Source organism: Yoonia sp. R78084 (assembly GCF_044595625.1).
In the GTDB taxonomy this organism is placed as follows: Bacteria; Pseudomonadota; Alphaproteobacteria; order Rhodobacterales; family Rhodobacteraceae; genus Yoonia.
The window spans coordinates 1,760,084-1,778,565 of sequence record NZ_CP138993.1 but is presented as its reverse complement, the minus strand read 5'-3'; the positions used below and the strand labels follow the sequence as shown (position 1 = coordinate 1,778,565).

Genomic DNA, 18,482 nt, shown 5'->3' with positions numbered 1-18,482 from the left:
TTTATCCCATCCTCGGTGCAAGGCCCTCGGCCTCAAGCGTTTGTTGCATCATGGACTCTTTGTTCAAAGCACGGCGCACAGCAGGGCGCGCATCCATCCGCTCTGTGTGGGCCAACCAAAGCGGGTAGGCGTCTGCGGGAAAGCCAGCACCTGTGATGCGGAATGAAACCCAATAGATATAGGCATCCATGATCGACCATTGCGCGCCATACCACCATTCGTTTTCGCCGAGCTTTGCCTCAACGACCGATGCCATCGGATGCATCGCCTCGATGGATTTTGCCTTGACCGAGGCAATGGCTTCAGCGCCTTCGGCCATGAACATCGGCACCCGCATGCGGCTGACGATGGGGTGCAGCGTGGCCGCGCAAAAGGCGAGATCGGCGGCAATCATGGCCTCTGCGTAGGGTGTGTCGGCTTCGGGCAGCAAGCCGCTATGACGGCTGGCCAAATACAGCGCGATGGCAATGTTTTCCGTGACAGGCCCGTCCGGCGACACAAGGCACGGCACTTTGCCTTTTGGGTTCAATGCCAGATAGTCGGGCTGTTTATGCGCGCCTTTCAGGAACCGGATCAGGTGCAGGTCGAAGGGTGCTTGCGCTTCTTCCAAGGCAATCAAGGGCACGCGGGAACAGGCACCAGGCGCGGCGTAAAGCGTATACATCAGATCGGTTCGCACATCAGCTTGATCGATTGTCCGGTCAGTTCGCCTGCATCGAAGGGCGGAATTTTACCCATCTGCATGTCACCGATACGGATCGAATTTTCGGCCACGAAAGCCACGCGATCAAACCGCCGCGCGCGATAGGCTTGAAAAGCGGTTTCGGTGTCATCGGCTCTGGCCAGCTCCTCCGCCAGAACAAGCCCGTCCTCGATGGCCATGCCGGCCCCCTGTGCCAGATGGGGTGTCGAAGCGTGCACCGCATCTCCAAGAAGCACGACCCGCCCCTTGTGCCAGGGATGATCCTTGAGGAAAATCACTTCCATCGGACGCGCCACAACGCCTTCGTCATCCGTTATCTGATCGAGCAGTGCCGAAATCTGCGGCGGTGCCATCTTCGTCCGCGCGCGCATTGCTGCCGCTGCCCCCTGAGTCGGCAATGTCATGCCCTCCTCCTCCTGAGAGACGAGAAACATATACATCAGGTCATCGGTCATCGGCACGAGCCCTGCATTGCAGGGGCCCGCGAAAATTTCGATCCCCTCAAGGCTGGCAGGGCGTGGCAGGTTGTAGCGCCAGACCCATTGACCGGTGTATTCTGGCTTGGGCGCGTCTGGCACAATCGCCGCACGCGTCGCCGAGAAGATGCCGTCGGCGCCGACAACGATGTCATAGCGACCCGATGTGCCGTCTGAAAAAGTGACATCCACACCTTCGCCATCGTCCTCCATGCGAACGATGGTCAGTCCGAGCCGCACCTTGGCGCCGAGCCGTTTTGCCTCATCGCCCAAAACCTGTTGCAAATCCCGCCGGCGAATACCGGCATTGGAGGGGTGCTGTGGCCCTGCCAAGCGCGGCGTTTCGAACCTTGCGCTCTGCATGCCGTCCGGCCCCGCGTAGATTGTTGTCGTGGAAAAGCCGCTACCCTTCGCGAGATAGGCCTCAAGCACACCGATGTCATTCATGGCGCGGACGACATTCATCTGCTGGATTATGCCTACGCCGTAGACCGACCAATTCGGATCCCGTTCGATGATCTCTACAGGATATCCTTTGCGACGCAGCGCGATGGCTGCTGTTAGCCCGCCGATGCCCCCACCGACGACCAGAACAGAGTCCAGATCCATAGTTAAGCTCCTCCCAATTGAAAGCACACTAGCGATTGGAGCGGCATTTCAAAAATTGAAAGACACAATCCGTTGTATTCATATTATGAATGACTTGTCAGGTTTCCAGCCGCTCTCTCAAACACATCGCGGATCCACATGATTCCCGGATCGTGTTCGCGATAGCTGTGCCATTGCATCATCTGCCGGAACACAGGGGCGTCGAACGGCAGCGGGTGGATGACAAGGTCGCTGGTCTGACGGGCGATCTCTGCCAGACTGCGGTGCACCGTCGCAATGCGTCCGGTATTGACCACAAGGTGCGGCAGCGCCGAGAAGGAAAAGGTCGAAAGTTCTACGTTTCGCGTGATCCCTGCCCGTTCCAGAATCAAGGACTCGGCCGGTTTGCCGTCCGAGGATTGGGGCACCATGATAGCATGTGGGAGGGTCTTGTAGGCCTCAAGGTCGATATGGGCCTTGGAATGTGGGCCCTTGCCACAGGCCAGCACGACATACTGATCCTCGAACAACAGTGTGGAGGGATGATTGGGGGAGATGAAGATGTCTGGCGTGATCAAAAGGTCGGCATCGCCGCGCTCTAGGGTCAGAAAGGGGGATTCACTTTGGGCCAGCAGGTTAAGTCTGACCCGCGCCTCTTGACGATCCATCTCTGCCACCACATGCGGCATCAGCACGCGCAGCGTAAAGTCAGACACCAGAACATTGAATTTTCGGGTCGAGACGGTCGGGTCGAATTCCGGCTGTGTGTCGATTGTTGCTTCAATCCGTACAAGGATGTCCCTGATTGCCGGCTTCATGGCTTCGGCGCGCGGGGTCAGTTCCATGCGTTTGCCAACCTGTACCAGCAGCGGGTCGTCAAAATAGGTTCGCAACCGTGTCAGTGCGTTGGACATGGCAGATTGGCTCATGAACATCTTGTCGGCTGCGGCGCTCACCGAGGTCAGCGTCATCATGTGATCAAGTGCCACAAGCAGGTTGAGGTCAAGTTTCTTAAATCGCAAGGTCCACCTCTGCATTCACCAGATCAATGTATTATATCCAGTATTACAATTTTAGAAATGCTAGAAGAGGTTCTATCCTCACGTCAACCAAGCATGAGGGTATGAATATGCGAATTATCGGGGCCGACGAATTGGTCTTTGGCGTGGATGATCTGAACGCTTGCAAACAATATTTGCGAGATTTCGGGTTGGAAGAAAGCGGCGAGGGCCGGTTTGAGGCGCTTGACGGGACCGCCCTGACGGTGCGTGCAAAGGACGATCCGTCGCTCCCGGCACCTTTGCCGACGGCGACCATGTTGCGCCAGACAGTTTGGGGTGTAGAAGACGCGGCCACGATTGATGCAATCGAGGCGGAGCTGTCGAAGGATCGTGACGTTGTGCGCGATACGTCAGGCCGGATCTGTTGCCGGGACGATCTCGGATTCGAGATCGCGTTTCAGGTGACCACGCGCAAAGAGATGGATCTGCCGCCGGAACTGATCAATTCGCCCGGCGCGGCCCCCGGCAGGCCGGCGAATGTTGTTGGCGCCAATGAGGACGCCGAGGCCAAGCCGCGCACGCTTTCGCATGTCGTGTATTTCGTACCCGATATGGACAAGGGAGCCAACTTCTACATCGACCGGTTGGGCTTTGTGGTGACAGACAAGTTTGCCAACACCGGCCCGTTTCTGCGGCCGCAAGCCAATGACGATCACCACGTGCTGTTCATGATCCAGACGCCTGAGTACATGCAAGGTTTGGAACACGTGGCGTTTCACATGCAAGGGCCGACCGAGCTGATGCTGGCGGGGTCGCGCATGGTGAAGAAGGGATACGAGAGTTTCTGGGGGCCAGGACGGCACAAGTTCGGTTCAAACTGGTTCTGGTACTTCAACTCGCCGCTTGGCACCCATGTGGAATACGATGCGGACATGGACAAGCATGATGGCGACTGGATTCATCGCGAAGAGCCGATGTCAAAGGAAAGCGCACAGATGTTCCTTTTTGAGAACGTCGCGAAATGGGCTCCGACTGGCGGGCCTCCTGATAAGTCGTGATTGTTCTGTGTCAACTTGGTGATATCGCTGACGGCAGATCCAAGGGCGTGTTGCCCAACGATCGTGGCCGCGATCGTGTGCTTCTGGTGCGGCAGGGAAGCCGTATTTACGGCTATATAAACAACTGCCCGCATTATGACCGCGCGCCGCTGGGATGGAAGCGGGACGAATTCCTGTCCGGAGACGGCAGCCACATCATGTGCGCAGCCCATGGCGCTTTGTTCAGGATCACGGATGGGGCCTGTGCGCTGGGTCCGTGCTTGGGTCAAAGCCTCACGCCTGTTGCCCTGCGTGTCGTGGACGGGGCTGTGATAATCGATGCGGAACCCGTGAAATAGTATTCACACTATCAATGCAACTTCTTGATAAAATAAATTTTATCAATTCACCCCTTAGCCGTAGGCTACTTGACAGCACGATTTTTGAGTTTCTGGGAGGAAAACATGAACGTCAAGACAACAACACTTTCGATCATCGCGGCAATGGCGCCACTTATGGCGAATGCGCAAGATCTGGTCTTTGCCAGCACCAACGCAGAGCCGGTCCCGATCAACCGGTTCTTCGAGCAATGGGTTGAAAAGGTCAATGCAGAGGCCGGCGGTGCGGTGAATATCGACCTGCGCCACGGGCCGACACTGGCCAACCATACCAATTTCTATGACCGTGTGGTGGACGGCGTGGTCGACATGTCTTGGGGCATGTCCGTGTTCAATCCAGGCAAGTTCCGCAATTCCTTGGTGATGACAATCCCGTTCTTTGTGGAAAGCTCCGAGCAGGGATCGCTGGCGGCGTGCCGCATGTATGAAAACGGCGCGTTTGGCGAGGATTACGAGGGCTTGAAGCCGCTTCTGTTCGCCAATTTCCCACAGTCTTCGTTGCACACGGCGGACACACCAATCACCGACGGTCTGGAATCCATGGCAGGCCTGAACATTATCGCGACGTCCCCACCGGCCGTCGAGATTACCAAGGGGAACGAAGGTACGCCATTGTCCGTCAACATCACTGAAGCCTATGAAGCTCTCCAGCGTGGTACGGCAGACGGCATGATCATGAGCTTTACAGCCTTTCCTGCGTTCAAGCTTGGGGATGTTCTCAAACATCACTATGTTGCCCCGTTGGGCGGCGCGTTGGGCGCTGTTTTCATGACGGAAGAGAGTTACAATGCTCTGTCCGATGACGCCAGGGCGGCCATTGACGCGCATTCGACCTGCGAGGCGTCGCGTGAACTTGGGGCTTTTGTCGATGACTGGAACAACGGTGCAATGGAAGCGCTTCGGAATACCGAGGGGCACACCTTCAGTCAGATGACGCCTGAAGAAGTGCAAGGCATCATCGGTTATGTCGGTGACGAGATTCTGGCCAGTTTTGCAGAGGCGTTCCCGGGTGGGCAGCCCCTTGTGAACGAGCTTTTGACCCAGTTGGAGGCCGCAAAGTAAGGCCTTTTGGTCGCTCCCAAGGCAGGGGCCGTCTTCGGGCGGCCCCTGACGTTGACGGACGTCAGGTTTTCCGCGTCGCGCCCGAGAGGGATCAACTACCAAAAAATTTTTCAATGGCTGGCTTGTCAATAGATTGCAGCCCGATCGACTGCGAGGAGACACGATGTTCCGCTTTTTCCCAACCAATTACCCGTGGGATCTGTCCGTAAACCTGTCTATCGAGATGGGGGCCAAAATGGGCGAAATTCAAGAGATGTGCGGACCGCTGGCGGAGGCGGCCAAGGCGCGGGATGCTGAAGGGACCGCCATGTTCCGCCAGACATGGGTGACCATGGCGGACAAGTTGCTGGAGCTCGCCCGTGACGATCTGGACCACGGGCGTAAGATTTCAGGGGGTGAAAAGTACATTCGCGCCGCCAATTACATGATGACGGCCGAGCGTTTGCTGGCGCATGGCTCGGATGGGCGCCTTGCCCTTTATGAGCGTTTGCAGGACACGTTCTACATGGGGCTGAAGCTTTCGGGTTCTCGCGCCGAGAAAGTGACCATTCCTTACGACGACAACCATCTGACGGGAATTTTCTACCCCGCCGAAAATGTCCAAGGTCGGCAACCTGTGCTGGTCCAGCTCAACGGGCTCGACAGCACAAAGGAAATGAAATTCCTCGTCGGTCTGCCGGAATGGCTGGCCAAGCGCGGCGTCGCTTCGCTTGTTGTCGACCAACCCGGAACCGGCGACGCGCTGCGCCTGCGCAACCTGACCGCGCGCTATGACAGCGAGCACTGGGCCTCGAAAATTTTCGATTATCTCGAAACCCGCGAGGATGTCGATCCTGCGCGGATCGGGTGCGAGGGCGTCTCGCTTGGCGGCTATTACTGCCCGCGCGCCGTGGCCTTTGAGCCGCGTTTCGCTATGGGGGTTGTCTGGGGCGCCAACCACGACTGGCGCGACGTGCAAAAGCGCCGGAAAGAGGCCGAGGGCGATTTCCCTGTGCCGCATTACTGGGGCCATGTGCGCTGGGTGTTCGGGGCAGAGACGGATGAAGAGTTCATGGAAAAGGCGGAAGACATGCACCTGCATGGCGTGTTGGACCGCATCAAGGTGCCGTTTCTTGTGACCCATGGCAAACACGACAGCCAGATTCCGCTGAAATGGGCCCATGAAACCTATGACCAACTGGTCAACAGCCCCAAACGCGAATTGAAAATTTTCGACGAGCGCACCGGCGGTGTGCAGCATTCCAGCTTTGACAACTCGGCCAATGCGGGGGCTTATATCGCCGACTGGGTTGCCGAGGTCTTGGGCGGCCACACCGCATGAACCCTTTGGTCGGTTTTCAGGTCGATCCGGGCGATCTGGCCTTCGTGGGGCAGGGTCTTGAACGCCCCGAGTGTATTCTGGCCGAGCGCGATGGCACGCTTTGGAGCGCGGACGGACGCGGGGGCGTAGTGCGGATTGACCCTGATGGCACGCAAGCGCTGATCCTACAGGGCGCGCCCAACAAGGCGGCCGACTTCGAAAGTCGTCTGGTACAGGCCGAAGGGAGCTTGCCCAACGGTCTGGCGTTCGATGTCGACGGGTCGATCCTGATTGCGAACTGGGGCTCCGAGCGGTTGGAGCGCATGTCGCGGGATGGCCTTCGTACTGAGGTGCTGCTGGACCAGATCGACGGTCAGCGGATCGGCAAGGCGAATTTTGTCACCCGTGACAGCAAGGGCCGGTTGTGGCTGACCGTGACGACCCAGCTTCAACCATGGACCGATCATGTGAAAACCCATTCGCGCGATGGCTATATCGCGCTGATTGACGAAAAGGGCCCGCGGATCGTGGCCGATGGCCTGTGCGGCACCAACGAGCTGCGCTTCGATGCCTCCGAAGACTGGCTTTATGTGGCCGAGACCACGGATCGCAAGGTGACGCGCTTTCGAGTGGATGGCGACACGTTGACCGACCGCGAGACCTATGGTCCTTCGCGTTTGCCCGGTTTCAATGATGGCATCGCTTTTGATGCCTATGGCAATCTGTGGACGACGCTGATCATGACCGACCGGCTGGTCGCGATCACGCCGGAGGGTGATTTGCTCACGATCCTTGATCTGGGCGGAGATCCCAAGGCGCTTGCCGCCTTGGACGCCGCGTGGGAAGCGGGAAAGGTCACGCCTGAATTGATGGGGGCGGCAGGCGGTGATGTCTGCCGTTGGATGGCCTCACTAACCTTTGGCGGACCGGATCTGACGACCGTTTATCTCGGTTCGTTGCAGGGCAACCGTATTCCGTATTTCACATCGCCCGTGGCGGGCCTGCCATTGTTGGGTTGGTGAGATGATCGTCACCGTCATCGGGGCAGGGGGCTTTGTGGGGCAAAGGGTTGTCCGCCACCTGGTCGCGCGTGAGGATGTCGCCGAGGTTCGGGCGGTCGATCGGGCCAATCTTGAGCATCTCTCTGGGGTCCAGTGTTTCAAGGGCGATTTTTCCGACCCGTCTGTTCGGCACGCGGCGGTCAAAGGGGCCGACGGGGTGATCCACCTTGCCGCCGTTCTGGGCGGTTCGGCGGAGGCGGACCCGGGCCTGGCCCGTCGCGTCAATGTCGATGCCACGCTCGATCTGATCGAGGAGCTAAGAGGCTCGGATACGCGCTTTGTCTTTGCCTCCACCATTGCCGCCTTTGGAAAACCGCTGCCCGATCCGGTGACGGATGACACACCGCTCGCGCCCAGCATGCTCTATGGTGCGCAAAAGGTGATGATCGAGGTGGCCCTGTCAAATTTTGCAAGACGCGGCTGGCTGGACGCGGTGTCACTGCGCCCTTCGGGCGTCATGGCGCGCGACGGCGCGGACGCGGCTCTGAAATCGGCCTTCATGTCTCGGCTTTTCTATAGCGTGGGGCGTGGCGAGGACATCACCTTACCTGTGGCCGAAGACAGCCGGACATGGTTGGCCTCGGTCGACAATGTGGCGCGGAATTTTGTGCATGCGGTGATGATGCCGGACCTTGGTGAAAACCGTGCGCTGACCCTGCCGGCGCTCTGCCTGAGTTACGGCGAGCTGGTGGCGGCCTTGTTCCGGCGCTTTCCGGACAGCCGGTCAACCGTGCGCTATCAGCCGGAGGCGGAGGTCGTCGGGCTGTTCGGGCAGGCCCCCCGACTGGTGACACAAACCGCCGACGCCCTCGGTTTCAGCCGTGATTTGAATGCCGACGCGCTTGTGCGCGACGCAATGGAGGATATCAGATGAGATTTGCGACCCTGCCCAACGGCACCCCCGACGGAGAGCTGCATGTTGTCAGCCGAGACAACACGCGCAGCGCCCCCTGCAAGGCGGCAACCACGCTGCAAGATGCGCTTGAGCGTTGGGACAGCCTGCAAGAGGCGCTCAAGGAAGAATACGACGACCTCTGCGCAGCCGGTGGCGTGCCGTTTGATCCGGCAAGGGCGCTTGCGCCGCTGCCACGGGCGTGGCAATGGCTGGATGCTTCGGCCTATGACAGTCACGGCAAACTGATGGACAAGGCATTCAAAGTTATTGCCGAGAAAATCCCCGGCAAGCCGCTGATGTATCAGGGCGTGTCGGATGAATTTTACAGTGCGACACAGGACGTGCCGTTTCCAACCGAAGACGACGGGATCGACTTTGAGGGCGAGTTCGGAGTGATCACGACAGCCGTACCGATGGGCACCCGGAACACGGAAGGCCACATTGCGCTGTTGATCCAGCTGAACGACTGGTCGTTGCGCAAACTGGCTCCCGCCGAGATGAAAACTGGCTTTGGTTGGCTTCAGGCTAAACCCAAATGTTCGGTTGCCCCTGTTGCGATTACGCCGGATGAATTGGGTGTGGCGTGGCGCGACTGCCGTGTGGACCTGCCGCTGCATGTGCAATGGAACGGCGAGACATTCGGGAAACCGCAAGGCTACCATATGTCGTTTGGCATGGATGAGTTGGTGGCGCATGCAGCCTATTCCCGCGCCTTGCCCGCTGGCACGATGATTGGCACCGGAACCGTGTCCAATGATAGTTACCGCGAGGTCGGCTCGGCCTGCATCGCCGAACGCCGTGGGATCGAAATTGTCGACCATGGTGAGCCTCGAACGCCGTTCATGTCCTTTGGCGATCATGTGCGCATGGAATGCACCGCCGCCGATGGCGGCCCGCTCTTTGGACCGATCGAACAAAAAGTCGTGCGCGGGTGACGCCACGCAGCTTCGCCGCGCGATATTGGTGGCTGATGCCGTGACCGGTAAAAGCCGACCTTCACTGCGCGCGTGGTCAATGATCTGGTTGCGGTCGCAAGCGGACTTTTGCAGTTGTGACTAGTTCTAACGGAGCGGTCCTTTGCGAGTTCAGCAAGGTGCCAATTATTAAGCGGCGTATATCGCCGAAGTGATCATTTAATGCGGCAAGGATCGGCGCTGCAGAGGGCCGCTTGTGCGGCAAACTGATCAGGCACACAAAATGCGGGGCAATGCAACGACTCAAAAAAGGCCTGCCGAACCGGCGAGCCTATCGAAGATATCAAGCGCGGAACTAGGAGATCGTAATCAAACCACGCGTATTTGCATGGGGTGTGCAACGGTATTTGAACTTTCCAGCACCACCAAACGTCATCTTGCCTTCCCAAGCTAATTGCGACCAGAGTCAACCAGCTTGGCAATGCCGACAGCGGGTATCGCGGTTACCATCAGACCGCGCAAAGTATGAAGTCACGCGGAAAACGATGGTGCTTGAAAAGTGACTTCCGGGATATGCGCGACCTCAAAAGCATTAACGTGACCAAATGCTTCGAATAATGCAACGGTCGCCAATGCTGAACTCGACCTGAATCGGCTAAACTCACTGTCACCGCACGGGAAAAACGCTGGTGGATGCTGCGTCGCGGCGGTCGCACAGGCACATGGCTCGGTCAAGGCCTACCTCGACCAGGTAGCGCTAAACTCAGCGCGCGACCACCACGGGGCGACCGGCATGATGCAGTACCTCGAACGGTGTATCGAAGACCGCGCCAAGCGTTACGGGGGTTAGGATCTTGCGGCTCTCGTCCTGTGCCACGACCCGCCCGTCCTTCAGGGCAACGACTCGGTCCGCCCAGCCAGCGGCGGCATTTATGTCGTGCAGCACTATCACGACGCTGCGGCCGGCGCCCCGCGACAACTCATGTAGACGCGCCATGAGGTCGCGCGCATGGCGCGGATCGAGCGCGTTCAGTGGCTCGTCCAGCAAGAGCCACGGCGTGTCCTGCGCCCAGGTCATCGCAATGAAGGCGCGCTGGCGCTGACCGCCAGAAAGCGTTTCGATCTGGCGTGCGGCCAGATCATGAAGCCCGAAGGCAGAAAGCGCCGTTTCAACGATCTCCGCATCATGTTGCGAGGCACGTCCGCGATGATGCGGCCAGCGCCCGAAGGCTACAAGCTCGCGCACGGTCAGGCGGCTGATCACCGTGGGTGATTGCTGCAGCAGCGCAATGGCGCGCGCGCGCTCCGGTCCTGAAGATGCAAACGGGTCAAGCCTGTCGATCCTCACCTTACCCGACGTCGGTTGCAGAAGCCCAGCGATGCAATGCAGCAGTGTTGACTTGCCCGCACCGTTAGGGCCGATCAACGCAGTGATCCCGCCTTCTGGCAAGGACAGGTCGATGCTGCGCAGGATTTCGGCCGAACCGACACGCAAAGTCAACTTTGAAACCGTGATCATGTGCGTACCTTTCTCAGAACGAGGGCGAGGAACAGTATCCCACCCAGGAATTCCACCACCACTGCCAACGCTGACTGCTGGTGCAGCAGGCGTTCAAATACGAACTGCCCAGCAACAAGGATGAGTGCCCCGATCAGCGCTGCGGCGGGGATCAGCACGGCATGCCTATGCGTATTTGTGATCTGTCGCGCGAGGCTGGCCGCAAGCAGGCCAAGGAAGGTGATCGGCCCCACCAGTGCGGTCGAGACCGAGACCAACACCGCAATCAGCATTAGCGTCACGATCACCACACGGTTATGGTCAAGTCCCAAACCCAGTGCCGTGCTGCGCCCCAGCCCCGCCACATCCAGCGCTGGCGCCATGCGCAGCGCAGCGATCATCGCCAGACCAAGGCACAGCGCGGCAGTGGCAAGCTGCTCGGGATCGACCCACCCGAAAGAGGCGAACATTGCCTGTTGCACGACGGCGAATTCCGAGGGGTCCAGCAGTCGCTGCACCATGCCTGCTAGCCCCCGCAACAGCACGCCAATGATGACACCGGTCAGGACCATCCGGGTTACATCGCCCGCATCGCGTCGCAACAGCAGGCTAAAAAGCGCCGTCGCCGCGATGACCAACACAAGCGTCTCAAGCGTAAATCTGAACATGCCGGGGATCTGCGCCAATCCCACGCCGCCCAGTGTGGCCACAAGCAGTGTCTGCATCAGCACAAAGAGCGCATCAAAACCCACGATACCCGGCGTCAGCAGCCGGTTCATTGTGATAGTCTGAAAGAGGATAGTTGCTGCTCCGGTGGCAGCCCCCACGCAAATCAGTGCGGCCAGCTTCATCACACGCAATTCAAGGATAACGCCATAGGGTGCGCGCAACTGCCACCCCAGCAAGCCTGCGCCACAAATGCCAAGCCCAAGCCAAAGATACAACAGACGCCGCTCAGCCATGGGACCGGCGCGGTGCTGCGTGTAAAAGCCAAAGAAAAACGGCCGCTCCGAAAACGGCAAAGACCGTGGCGGCAGGAATCTCGAAGGGGTAGCGGATCAAACGCCCGATCACGTCGGCTGCGAGAACCAGCGCCCCGCCCGCTACGGCCACAAGAGGAAGATTGGCGCGCAGGTTGTCACCGCGCCAGCGCGACACCAGGTTCGGCGCGACGAGACCTACAAAGGGGAAGGCGCCCACAGTGACAAGTACGAGCGCGGTCAGCGCCGCAACGATTGTCAGGCCAAGCGCCCGCGTCCGTGCGTAATCAAGGCCAAGCGAACGCGCCTGCCGTTCGCCGAGACCCAGCAGGGTGATGCGGTCGGCGCTGGCATAGAGTAGCGCAGCCAGAACCGCGACCGCCCACAGCCATTCGTATCGCCCCATCATGACGCCAGAAAATTCGCCCAGCATCCAGATGCCCAGATATTGCATCAGATCGGCTGACCAGGCAAACCAGGTGGCTGCAGCGCCGATGATCCCGCCATAGATCAGTCCGACGATGGGCAGGAGCATCGGATCTTGGCGCGGCACGCGATCAGCAAGCAGAAGAAACCCCGCCATGCCCAAAAGCCCAGAAGCGGCGGCGACAAGCATCTTACCCGCCACGGCGAGCCCCGGCATCACCAGCGTGACCACTAGCAGGCCCAGCATGGCCGCTTCTGGCGTGCCGGTCAGTGACGGCTCTACCAGTCGGTTCTGCACCGCTTGCTGCACAACGACCCCAGCAAGTGCGAGCCCCGCGCCAGCCAGCAGCGCGGCGGCCGTACGCGGGATCCGGCTGACCATAAGCAGCCAGCCGCCGTCTTCAGACAGCGAAGCCGCACCAAGCGCGAGGCTCGCCATGATGAGCATGGCCAGCGCTGCTGGAAGCCAGAGGCGGTACATCGTTTGATCAGTTGCCGTCGGCGCCGAAGGCCATGACTATCTGGTCAAGCGTTTGCATCATTGAAGACGCGCCGCCGCCGGCAATATAAAGCGGTGTAGCGTCGAGATAAAGTATGCGCCCGCTCTGTGCTGCCTTAGTCCCTGCGATCAACGGATTGTCCAGCGTCGCAGCACCTGCTTCAGTTTCGGCACCGATGGCGGCACCGCGGTCGACCACCAATAACCAGTCGGGATCGGCTTCCGCCACAAATTCGAAGGAGACCGCCTGGCCATGTGTTTCGGTTTCGAGCCCCTCGACTGCCTCGGGCAGGCCGATCTCGGCATGCAGCCAACCAAAGCGGCTATTGGCACCATAGGCGGAAATTTTGCCACCATTTGTCAGCAGAATGAGTGCATCGCCTTTATTTGCTACAGCGTCCTGAGCTTCTGCGAACTTGGTGTCGAGTGATTGAGCAAGCGCCTCGGCCCTGTCTTCTACAGAGAAGAGAGTGCCATAAGCGGCAATGCGCGCGCGTGCCTGCGCGCCAATGGCCTCGCCTGAGATCGTCATGTCGATGGTAGGCGCGAAACCTGACAGGGCTTCGATCTGAGTGGAAGATCTGCCACCCGCCACGATGAGGTCAGGTTGCATAACCGCCAGCGCCTCGAAATCCGGCTCGAACAGCGTTCCGATGACTGTTGCCTGTGCCGCGACCGGGGCAAGGCTGTTAAGGTATACTTTGTCAGTGACTCCGGCAACAGTGATCCCGAGGGCGGCAAGCGTATCAAGTGCTGCAATGTCGAAGACCGCCACAGTTTGGGGATTGGCGGGCAATGTCGTGGGCCCGAGCGCTGTTTCGATAGTCACGTCCTGGGAAAATGCCGGTAGAGCCATCGCGATTGCGAGACAGCCACCGAGAAGAGTAATGCGCATAACACTAGTTCCTTTGAGTTTGGCGCGTGGCTGGCTCTCGGCGTGGCTGAGCGTAGTTTGGGCAGGTTTACGGATTGCACTCTATGCTTGCAAGTCATATTCTGACAAAAATAGTCGGAAAGGATGTTAAATGCCGATAGTGGAAACCGCCCGCTTTGAGACGCCTCATGGATCGAAATACCTGCAGCAACTCTGCAAACACCTCGCACACAAGATATCAGTGGAGTATGACGACCGCAAAGGCAGTGCCGCCCTACCGACCGGACCAGCAAGCCTGACAGCTGACGAAGCCGCGCTCTTGGTCGAGATCAGCGCAGAAGACGAGGCCGGGTTGGAGCGTGCACGTCACATCATCGACCACCACCTCAAGCGCTTTGCCTTTCGCGAAGCATTCGACGGCATGGACTGGAAGCGCGCCAATTCTGCAACCTGAGCAATTGTAAAGGCGAACCCTACGCAGTCACGGTGGGCGGGCGGTCGATCTGCAATGCGGCCTCTTGAAGAAACAGGACGGCATCCTGCACCGCCTTCACAGTTGTCTCAGGTCGCCAAAGACATCCAAGAAAGGGTTGGGTCTGTGTCAAGTCGGATTGAATCTCGACCAACTCTCCGCTTTGCAACCAAGGCAACATGATCGAACGCGGCATGAGCGACAGGCGCCTACCACCTTCAAGCAGCTCCCGCGTTAGCTCGGGGATATGTGCGTTGATCCGGCAGAGCCGGAGAACGGGCCAACCATGTCGCTTGAAGGCATCTTCGAGCCGTGCGCGCGCTGCGGATCCGACACGGTGGTCGAGCCAAACGGCCTCACCGAACGCGCGAGCATCCACCTTGCCCTGTCCGGCAAGCGGATGCGACGGATGTGCGATCACCGTCAGTCGATCCTCGACACAGTCAACAAATTGCCAACCCTCCGGAACCACCAGCGGCCGGCGCGTGCAGATCACGTCAAATTCACCTAAGGCAAGACCTGACGCAATTGTTTCGATGACGGGTTCGACAATCTGCAGATGCGTATCAGGAAATCGTTGGTTGAACTCTTCGAGACGTCCTAGAAGCATCGCTCCCGCCGCTGCTTGGGTCGCCGCAATGCGGATAAACCCATCGCCGTACTCTATGCGGCTTGACATGCGCTCTGCCGCGTCATCGAGGGTCGACAAGATCGACTGCGCTGCAGGAAGCAGTTCCTTCGCGGCAGCGGTGGGCACCACGCCTCGGGCATGGCGATGAAACAAATCCGTATCGATCAGCCTCTCAAGCTCGGCGACCATCTGTGAGATGGCTGGTTGCGTCATATGAAGCGCCGCCGCAGCACGCCGCATGCTGCCCAGTTCGGCAAGGGCGACGAGTATCTGCATATGGCGGAACTTGGCGCGTAGCATGAAACGGTTGCGCAGGGCGGTGGCAGTGAGAGTCAAGACATGCAGCTTTCTTATCGACTATTTTAATAAGTTATCACGGCGGTGAGGCGAAACAATAGCTGATGGACCGCTTATCCAATATCCCTTTGATGCGGGTAAAAACCGCGAGAAAGCGGCAAGATCAATTGCGGGAAAGGACCCTTCGGAAATGAGACAGCATTTCATCTTTACATTCCTGGCCTTTCTCCTGTCTGCGCAAAATGCTCCGGCACAGCAAGAGCAGGCAACGATGGATCAGGCCCTTTTGCACGCGCGCAATGGACTTGACGCAGCAACAGACTTTCCAGGCTATGCGTCGCTTTGCGATCTTGAGGCACGCATCCGGAACGTGAACGCTCCACGTGAGCGCGCGCCGCGCCCTGCAGGTTCGACCCAGCAGCGGGAGCGCAGTTTCGGCCCGCAACCAATTCCACCAACACAGATTTTTGACAATCTCTGGATTCTTGGCACAGAGTCAGTGGTGGCCTTCCTTTACGGTTCGCCCGCAGGATATATCCTCATCGACGGACTGAACAACGATGCCGAAGCAGAGGAATATGTATTCAAAGGATTGCCCGAGGCAGGGATAGATCCGGCCGCAATCAAGGCGGTTCTGGTAACGCATGGCCATGGTGACCATTATGGCGGCGCTGATCTCGTCGCAGAACGGCTTGGCATTGATATCCTTATGACGCAGGAAGATTGGGATCTCGTGGCAGGCTTCGGCGTACATCCCCGCTTCGGACCGCCTCCAAAGCTAGGTGGTGTGGTGACTGATGGAGAGATCCTGTCATTTGGCGAATCGACGCTGCAAATCTTTGTCACGCCTGGACATACCCCTGGCACGATCTCGCCAGTCCTTGAGTTGTATGACGGTGACCGCGTTCACCGCGCTCTACTTTGGGGTGGCACCGGTTTTAACTTTGGGCGCTTTGCGTCCATTTTCCGGCAATACGCCGATTCCGCCCAAAAGGCGCGCGCCATCGCGCGGGAGAAAGGAATCGATGTCCTGCTCTCGGCCCACCCACGGCGCGACGGTACACTTGAAAAGCTCGCGCGATTGACAGACCGCGCGCCGGACACAGCGCACCCTTTCGTTTCCGGAGAAGAGGGATTAGCGCTCTTCACCGTGCTTGAGCAATGCGCGCTGGCACAGGGGGCACGGATCGAAGTTGAAGGACCCTAAGCGATAAGCTAAACCTATACCTAAACACGGTTATTAATATCTCCGATTGTCCCGTCTGCTTGCCGACAGCGTCACTGCTGGACTAGTCACCCTACATCATCCAGGCAACGCCCTCTGCGCGCGACACCCAGACATTTCATACAGAAACGAGGGTCTATCATGGGCGGCGCAGCCACTTCTATCTATGCAACCATTGCCAGCCTTGCGCTGTCTTCCCTTTCCAATCACGCCGCAGCACAAGAGGCCGAACCCTTCGATCTGGGGACACTGATCCTGTCGGCTGCGGGCATCGCAGTTGATCCGTTGACCGCGCCTGCCAGCGTGACCGTCGTCACTGGCGAACAGCTCGAGGCAGCAGGGCTGACCGATCTGACCGATGCAATAAGCGGCGTACCCGGCGTTGCTGTCGCAGGCGGCAGCGATGCTGAGAACATCTTCATCCGCGGGATGCCATCGGAATACACACTGCTTCTGATCGATGGGCAACGGCTCAACTCGCGCCAGTCGCGCACCAATGGCAGCGGCGGTGTGGACCAGTATTTCATCCCGCCCGTATCGGCCATCGAACGGATCGAGGTCGTGCGCGGTCCGATGTCCTCGCTTTATGGCTCTGACGCGATCGGTGGCGTTGTCAATGTCATCACCAAGCCAGTCGCCCCAGAATGGACCGGCTCGGTGTCGGTCGAAATGAAAACCCCGTCTGATGAAGAAGACAGCGCACAGCGGCAACTATCCTATTACCTCAGCGGCCCTATCGGAGGCGAAACGCTCGGATTGCAGGTTTGGGGTAGGCGGCTTGATCGCGAGGGTTCAACCCGGATCGAAGACGGCGCCATTGTAGGTGCCGATGCGCGCAGCGTGAATGACTACACTGCGCGGCTGACCTGGCTTCCCGCACAGGATCATGAGGTCTTCCTACAGTTCGGCATGACCGACATGAACCGCGAAAGCGATAGCATCGCACGCGGTGTCTCCGAATTCGACGACCTGCGCCAAACGACTTCGCTTGGCTATGATGGTGTACTTCAAAGTTGGGACATCACGGCATTGCTGGCGCGCGAAGAAGCCCAACGCGAGACATCGACATCACGCACCGATCGCAAGCCCGAGATCGCTACAACGACCCTTGACATCAAGGCATCGGATGAACGTGATTGGTACGGCAACCATGCGCTGACCTTTGGTCTGCAGATATTGCGCGCCGAGATAACCGACCAGAACCTTGGCCTTGGGCAAACCGACAACACCGCGTTTGAAAACACCCAATGGGCCTTGTTCGGCGAGGACGTCTGGAGTGTCACTGACCGTTTTACGCTCACCTTCGGGGCTCGTTTAACTCAGGATGAACGCTTCGGCGGCAAGCTAACGCCGCGAACCTATGCAACCTATGCCTTGAATGATAGCCTCGTCCTCGCTGGCGGTATTGCGACCGGCTACAAGACGCCCGAACTTCGGGAATCGGTCGCGGACTACTATTCCTGTACCGGCGGAAGCTGCACACAGGCCGTCGTACCTGGCAATCCTGACCTCGCACCAGAACAAAGCATAAGCTACGAATTAGGACTGCGCTTCGACAACGGTCTAACGACGGCGGGTATCGTGGCCTACAAAACCGACTTTCGAGATCGCATCGACAGTCGCGACACCGGCACACAGTTTAGCGGCCAGACCGACCTTTTCGAGTGGTACAACACTGGCAAAGCCCGCGCACAAGGGATTGAAATCACCGCAAGCCATGCCGTCTTAGATGGTTTTGAGGTCGGTGGCAGCTATACCTACACGGAGTCCGAACAGCTAACCGGTGACCTGCAGGGCGAGCCTTTCGCGCGTACTCCCTTGCACCAGGCGAGCCTGCGGCTCGACTGGCAAAGCAAGGTAGAAGGTCTCGATCTTTGGGCAGCTGCCAACCACGTCGGCGACAGCAGCATGGCAAGCATCGTACGCGGGGCAAAGGTGGTCGAAGAGTACGACAGTTACAACACGCTAGACCTGGGCCTTACCTACAGTCTTAACGACACGCTCACCTTCCGTGGCGCGCTGTTCAACGTCACCGATACAAGGATCACGAACGAAGATCACGGATCGGCGAAAAACGGGCTTACCGTCCTGCTTGGTATCTCAACCGAATTCTGAACTGAGTGTGGGAATAGACTGATACACTTT

General features: G+C 58.7%; 18 protein-coding genes. 10 read left to right on the top strand and 8 right to left on the bottom strand.

Annotated elements, in window-relative coordinates:
• Nucleotide 1: 1 nt before the first annotated feature.
• From SJY29_RS09085 to SJY29_RS09075, 3 genes are all read right to left on the bottom strand, one after another.
• Nucleotides 2–664, bottom strand: a complete 663-nt coding sequence (locus tag SJY29_RS09085; RefSeq protein WP_400082053.1) for a glutathione S-transferase family protein — start codon at nt 662–664, stop codon at nt 2–4.
• Nucleotides 664–1,788 carry an FAD-dependent oxidoreductase gene (locus SJY29_RS09080; RefSeq protein ID WP_400082050.1) on the bottom strand — a complete coding sequence of 375 codons (1,125 nt, stop codon included), beginning with the start codon at nt 1,786–1,788 and terminating at the stop codon, nt 664–666. The genes SJY29_RS09085 and SJY29_RS09080 overlap by 1 nt, the downstream gene beginning before the upstream one ends.
• 83 nt (nt 1,789–1,871) lie before the next feature.
• Nucleotides 1,872–2,789 (bottom strand): LysR family transcriptional regulator, encoded by a 918-nt coding sequence (locus SJY29_RS09075; RefSeq protein WP_400082048.1) that lies wholly within the window; start codon nt 2,787–2,789, stop codon nt 1,872–1,874.
• Nucleotides 2,790–2,890: 101 nt separating this feature from the next.
• Between SJY29_RS09075 and SJY29_RS09070 the strand changes: the two genes are divergently transcribed.
• From SJY29_RS09070 to SJY29_RS09040, 7 genes are all read left to right on the top strand, one after another.
• Nucleotides 2,891–3,826, top strand: coding sequence for a VOC family protein (locus SJY29_RS09070; protein WP_400082045.1), 936 nt, complete (start codon nt 2,891–2,893; stop codon nt 3,824–3,826).
• On the top strand, nt 3,823–4,164 hold the full coding sequence (locus SJY29_RS09065; RefSeq protein WP_400082043.1) for a Rieske (2Fe-2S) protein: 342 nt from the start codon (nt 3,823–3,825) through the stop codon (nt 4,162–4,164). The genes SJY29_RS09070 and SJY29_RS09065 overlap by 4 nt, the downstream gene beginning before the upstream one ends.
• A gap of 105 nt (nt 4,165–4,269) precedes the next feature.
• Nucleotides 4,270–5,265: a TRAP transporter substrate-binding protein DctP gene (gene dctP / locus SJY29_RS09060; protein ID WP_400082040.1), complete on the top strand. Its 996-nt coding sequence runs from the start codon at nt 4,270–4,272 to the stop codon at nt 5,263–5,265.
• 163 nt (nt 5,266–5,428) lie between these two features.
• On the top strand, nt 5,429–6,586 hold the full coding sequence (locus SJY29_RS09055; protein WP_400082037.1) for an alpha/beta hydrolase family protein: 1,158 nt from the start codon (nt 5,429–5,431) through the stop codon (nt 6,584–6,586).
• Complete coding sequence (locus SJY29_RS09050) at nt 6,583–7,587, top strand: SMP-30/gluconolactonase/LRE family protein (protein WP_400082034.1); 1,005 nt, start codon at nt 6,583–6,585, stop codon at nt 7,585–7,587. Before SJY29_RS09055 ends, SJY29_RS09050 begins: the two co-directional genes overlap by 4 nt.
• 1 nt (nt 7,588) lies before the next feature.
• Entirely contained in the window at nt 7,589–8,500 is a 912-nt protein-coding gene (locus SJY29_RS09045; protein WP_400082031.1) for an NAD-dependent epimerase/dehydratase family protein, read from the top strand.
• The gene (locus tag SJY29_RS09040; RefSeq protein ID WP_400082028.1) at nt 8,497–9,456 is read left to right on the top strand and encodes a fumarylacetoacetate hydrolase family protein; all 960 of its coding nucleotides are present in this window, start codon (nt 8,497–8,499) and stop codon (nt 9,454–9,456) included. Before SJY29_RS09045 ends, SJY29_RS09040 begins: the two co-directional genes overlap by 4 nt.
• Before the next feature lie 742 nt (nt 9,457–10,198).
• On the opposite strand, the gene SJY29_RS09035 is transcribed toward SJY29_RS09040, so the two are convergent.
• The 4 genes from SJY29_RS09035 to SJY29_RS09020 are packed head-to-tail and all read right to left on the bottom strand — an operon-like array spanning nt 10,199 to nt 13,733.
• Complete coding sequence (locus tag SJY29_RS09035) at nt 10,199–10,954, bottom strand: ABC transporter ATP-binding protein (RefSeq protein WP_400082025.1); 756 nt, start codon at nt 10,952–10,954, stop codon at nt 10,199–10,201.
• On the bottom strand, nt 10,951–11,895 hold the full coding sequence (locus SJY29_RS09030) for an iron chelate uptake ABC transporter family permease subunit (RefSeq protein ID WP_400082023.1): 945 nt from the start codon (nt 11,893–11,895) through the stop codon (nt 10,951–10,953). Before SJY29_RS09030 ends, SJY29_RS09035 begins: the two co-directional genes overlap by 4 nt.
• Nucleotides 11,888–12,820 (bottom strand): ABC transporter permease, encoded by a 933-nt coding sequence (locus tag SJY29_RS09025; RefSeq protein ID WP_400082021.1) that lies wholly within the window; start codon nt 12,818–12,820, stop codon nt 11,888–11,890. The genes SJY29_RS09030 and SJY29_RS09025 overlap by 8 nt, the downstream gene beginning before the upstream one ends.
• 7 nt (nt 12,821–12,827) lie before the next feature.
• Nucleotides 12,828–13,733, bottom strand: coding sequence for a siderophore ABC transporter substrate-binding protein (locus SJY29_RS09020; protein WP_400082018.1), 906 nt, complete (start codon nt 13,731–13,733; stop codon nt 12,828–12,830).
• A gap of 130 nt (nt 13,734–13,863) precedes the next feature.
• On the opposite strand from SJY29_RS09020, the gene SJY29_RS09015 reads away from it, so the two are divergent.
• Nucleotides 13,864–14,166 (top strand): DUF2218 domain-containing protein, encoded by a 303-nt coding sequence (locus SJY29_RS09015; protein ID WP_400082015.1) that lies wholly within the window; start codon nt 13,864–13,866, stop codon nt 14,164–14,166.
• Nucleotides 14,167–14,185: 19 nt separating this feature from the next.
• Here SJY29_RS09015 and SJY29_RS09010 read toward each other — a convergent pair whose 3' ends face one another.
• The gene (locus SJY29_RS09010) at nt 14,186–15,115 is read right to left on the bottom strand and encodes a LysR family transcriptional regulator (RefSeq protein WP_400082012.1); all 930 of its coding nucleotides are present in this window, start codon (nt 15,113–15,115) and stop codon (nt 14,186–14,188) included.
• Between the two features lie 187 nt (nt 15,116–15,302).
• On the opposite strand from SJY29_RS09010, the gene SJY29_RS09005 reads away from it, so the two are divergent.
• Together SJY29_RS09005 and SJY29_RS09000 are read left to right on the top strand one after the other, a co-directional pair.
• On the top strand, nt 15,303–16,319 hold the full coding sequence (locus tag SJY29_RS09005; protein WP_400082010.1) for an MBL fold metallo-hydrolase: 1,017 nt from the start codon (nt 15,303–15,305) through the stop codon (nt 16,317–16,319).
• Nucleotides 16,320–16,478: 159 nt separating this feature from the next.
• The gene (locus SJY29_RS09000) at nt 16,479–18,452 is read left to right on the top strand and encodes a TonB-dependent receptor domain-containing protein (protein WP_400082007.1); all 1,974 of its coding nucleotides are present in this window, start codon (nt 16,479–16,481) and stop codon (nt 18,450–18,452) included.
• Nucleotides 18,453–18,482: the final 30 nt, after the last annotated feature.

Coding starts and splice junctions, on each gene's coding strand:
- SJY29_RS09055 (WP_400082037.1), top strand. CDS start 5,429: ATGTTCCGCTTTTTCCCAACCAATTACCCGTGGGATCTGTCCGTAAAC.
- SJY29_RS09020 (WP_400082018.1), bottom strand. CDS start 13,733: ATGCGCATTACTCTTCTCGGTGGCTGTCTCGCAATCGCGATGGCTCTA.
- SJY29_RS09000 (WP_400082007.1), top strand. CDS start 16,479: ATGGGCGGCGCAGCCACTTCTATCTATGCAACCATTGCCAGCCTTGCG.
- SJY29_RS09035 (WP_400082025.1), bottom strand. CDS start 10,954: ATGATCACGGTTTCAAAGTTGACTTTGCGTGTCGGTTCGGCCGAAATC.
- SJY29_RS09045 (WP_400082031.1), top strand. CDS start 7,589: ATGATCGTCACCGTCATCGGGGCAGGGGGCTTTGTGGGGCAAAGGGTT.
- SJY29_RS09080 (WP_400082050.1), bottom strand. CDS start 1,788: ATGGATCTGGACTCTGTTCTGGTCGTCGGTGGGGGCATCGGCGGGCTA.
- SJY29_RS09030 (WP_400082023.1), bottom strand. CDS start 11,895: ATGGCTGAGCGGCGTCTGTTGTATCTTTGGCTTGGGCTTGGCATTTGT.
- SJY29_RS09070 (WP_400082045.1), top strand. CDS start 2,891: ATGAATATGCGAATTATCGGGGCCGACGAATTGGTCTTTGGCGTGGAT.
- dctP (WP_400082040.1), top strand. CDS start 4,270: ATGAACGTCAAGACAACAACACTTTCGATCATCGCGGCAATGGCGCCA.
- SJY29_RS09050 (WP_400082034.1), top strand. CDS start 6,583: ATGAACCCTTTGGTCGGTTTTCAGGTCGATCCGGGCGATCTGGCCTTC.
- SJY29_RS09085 (WP_400082053.1), bottom strand. CDS start 664: ATGTATACGCTTTACGCCGCGCCTGGTGCCTGTTCCCGCGTGCCCTTG.
- SJY29_RS09005 (WP_400082010.1), top strand. CDS start 15,303: ATGAGACAGCATTTCATCTTTACATTCCTGGCCTTTCTCCTGTCTGCG.
- SJY29_RS09040 (WP_400082028.1), top strand. CDS start 8,497: ATGAGATTTGCGACCCTGCCCAACGGCACCCCCGACGGAGAGCTGCAT.
- SJY29_RS09025 (WP_400082021.1), bottom strand. CDS start 12,820: ATGTACCGCCTCTGGCTTCCAGCAGCGCTGGCCATGCTCATCATGGCG.
- SJY29_RS09010 (WP_400082012.1), bottom strand. CDS start 15,115: ATGCTACGCGCCAAGTTCCGCCATATGCAGATACTCGTCGCCCTTGCC.
- SJY29_RS09015 (WP_400082015.1), top strand. CDS start 13,864: ATGCCGATAGTGGAAACCGCCCGCTTTGAGACGCCTCATGGATCGAAA.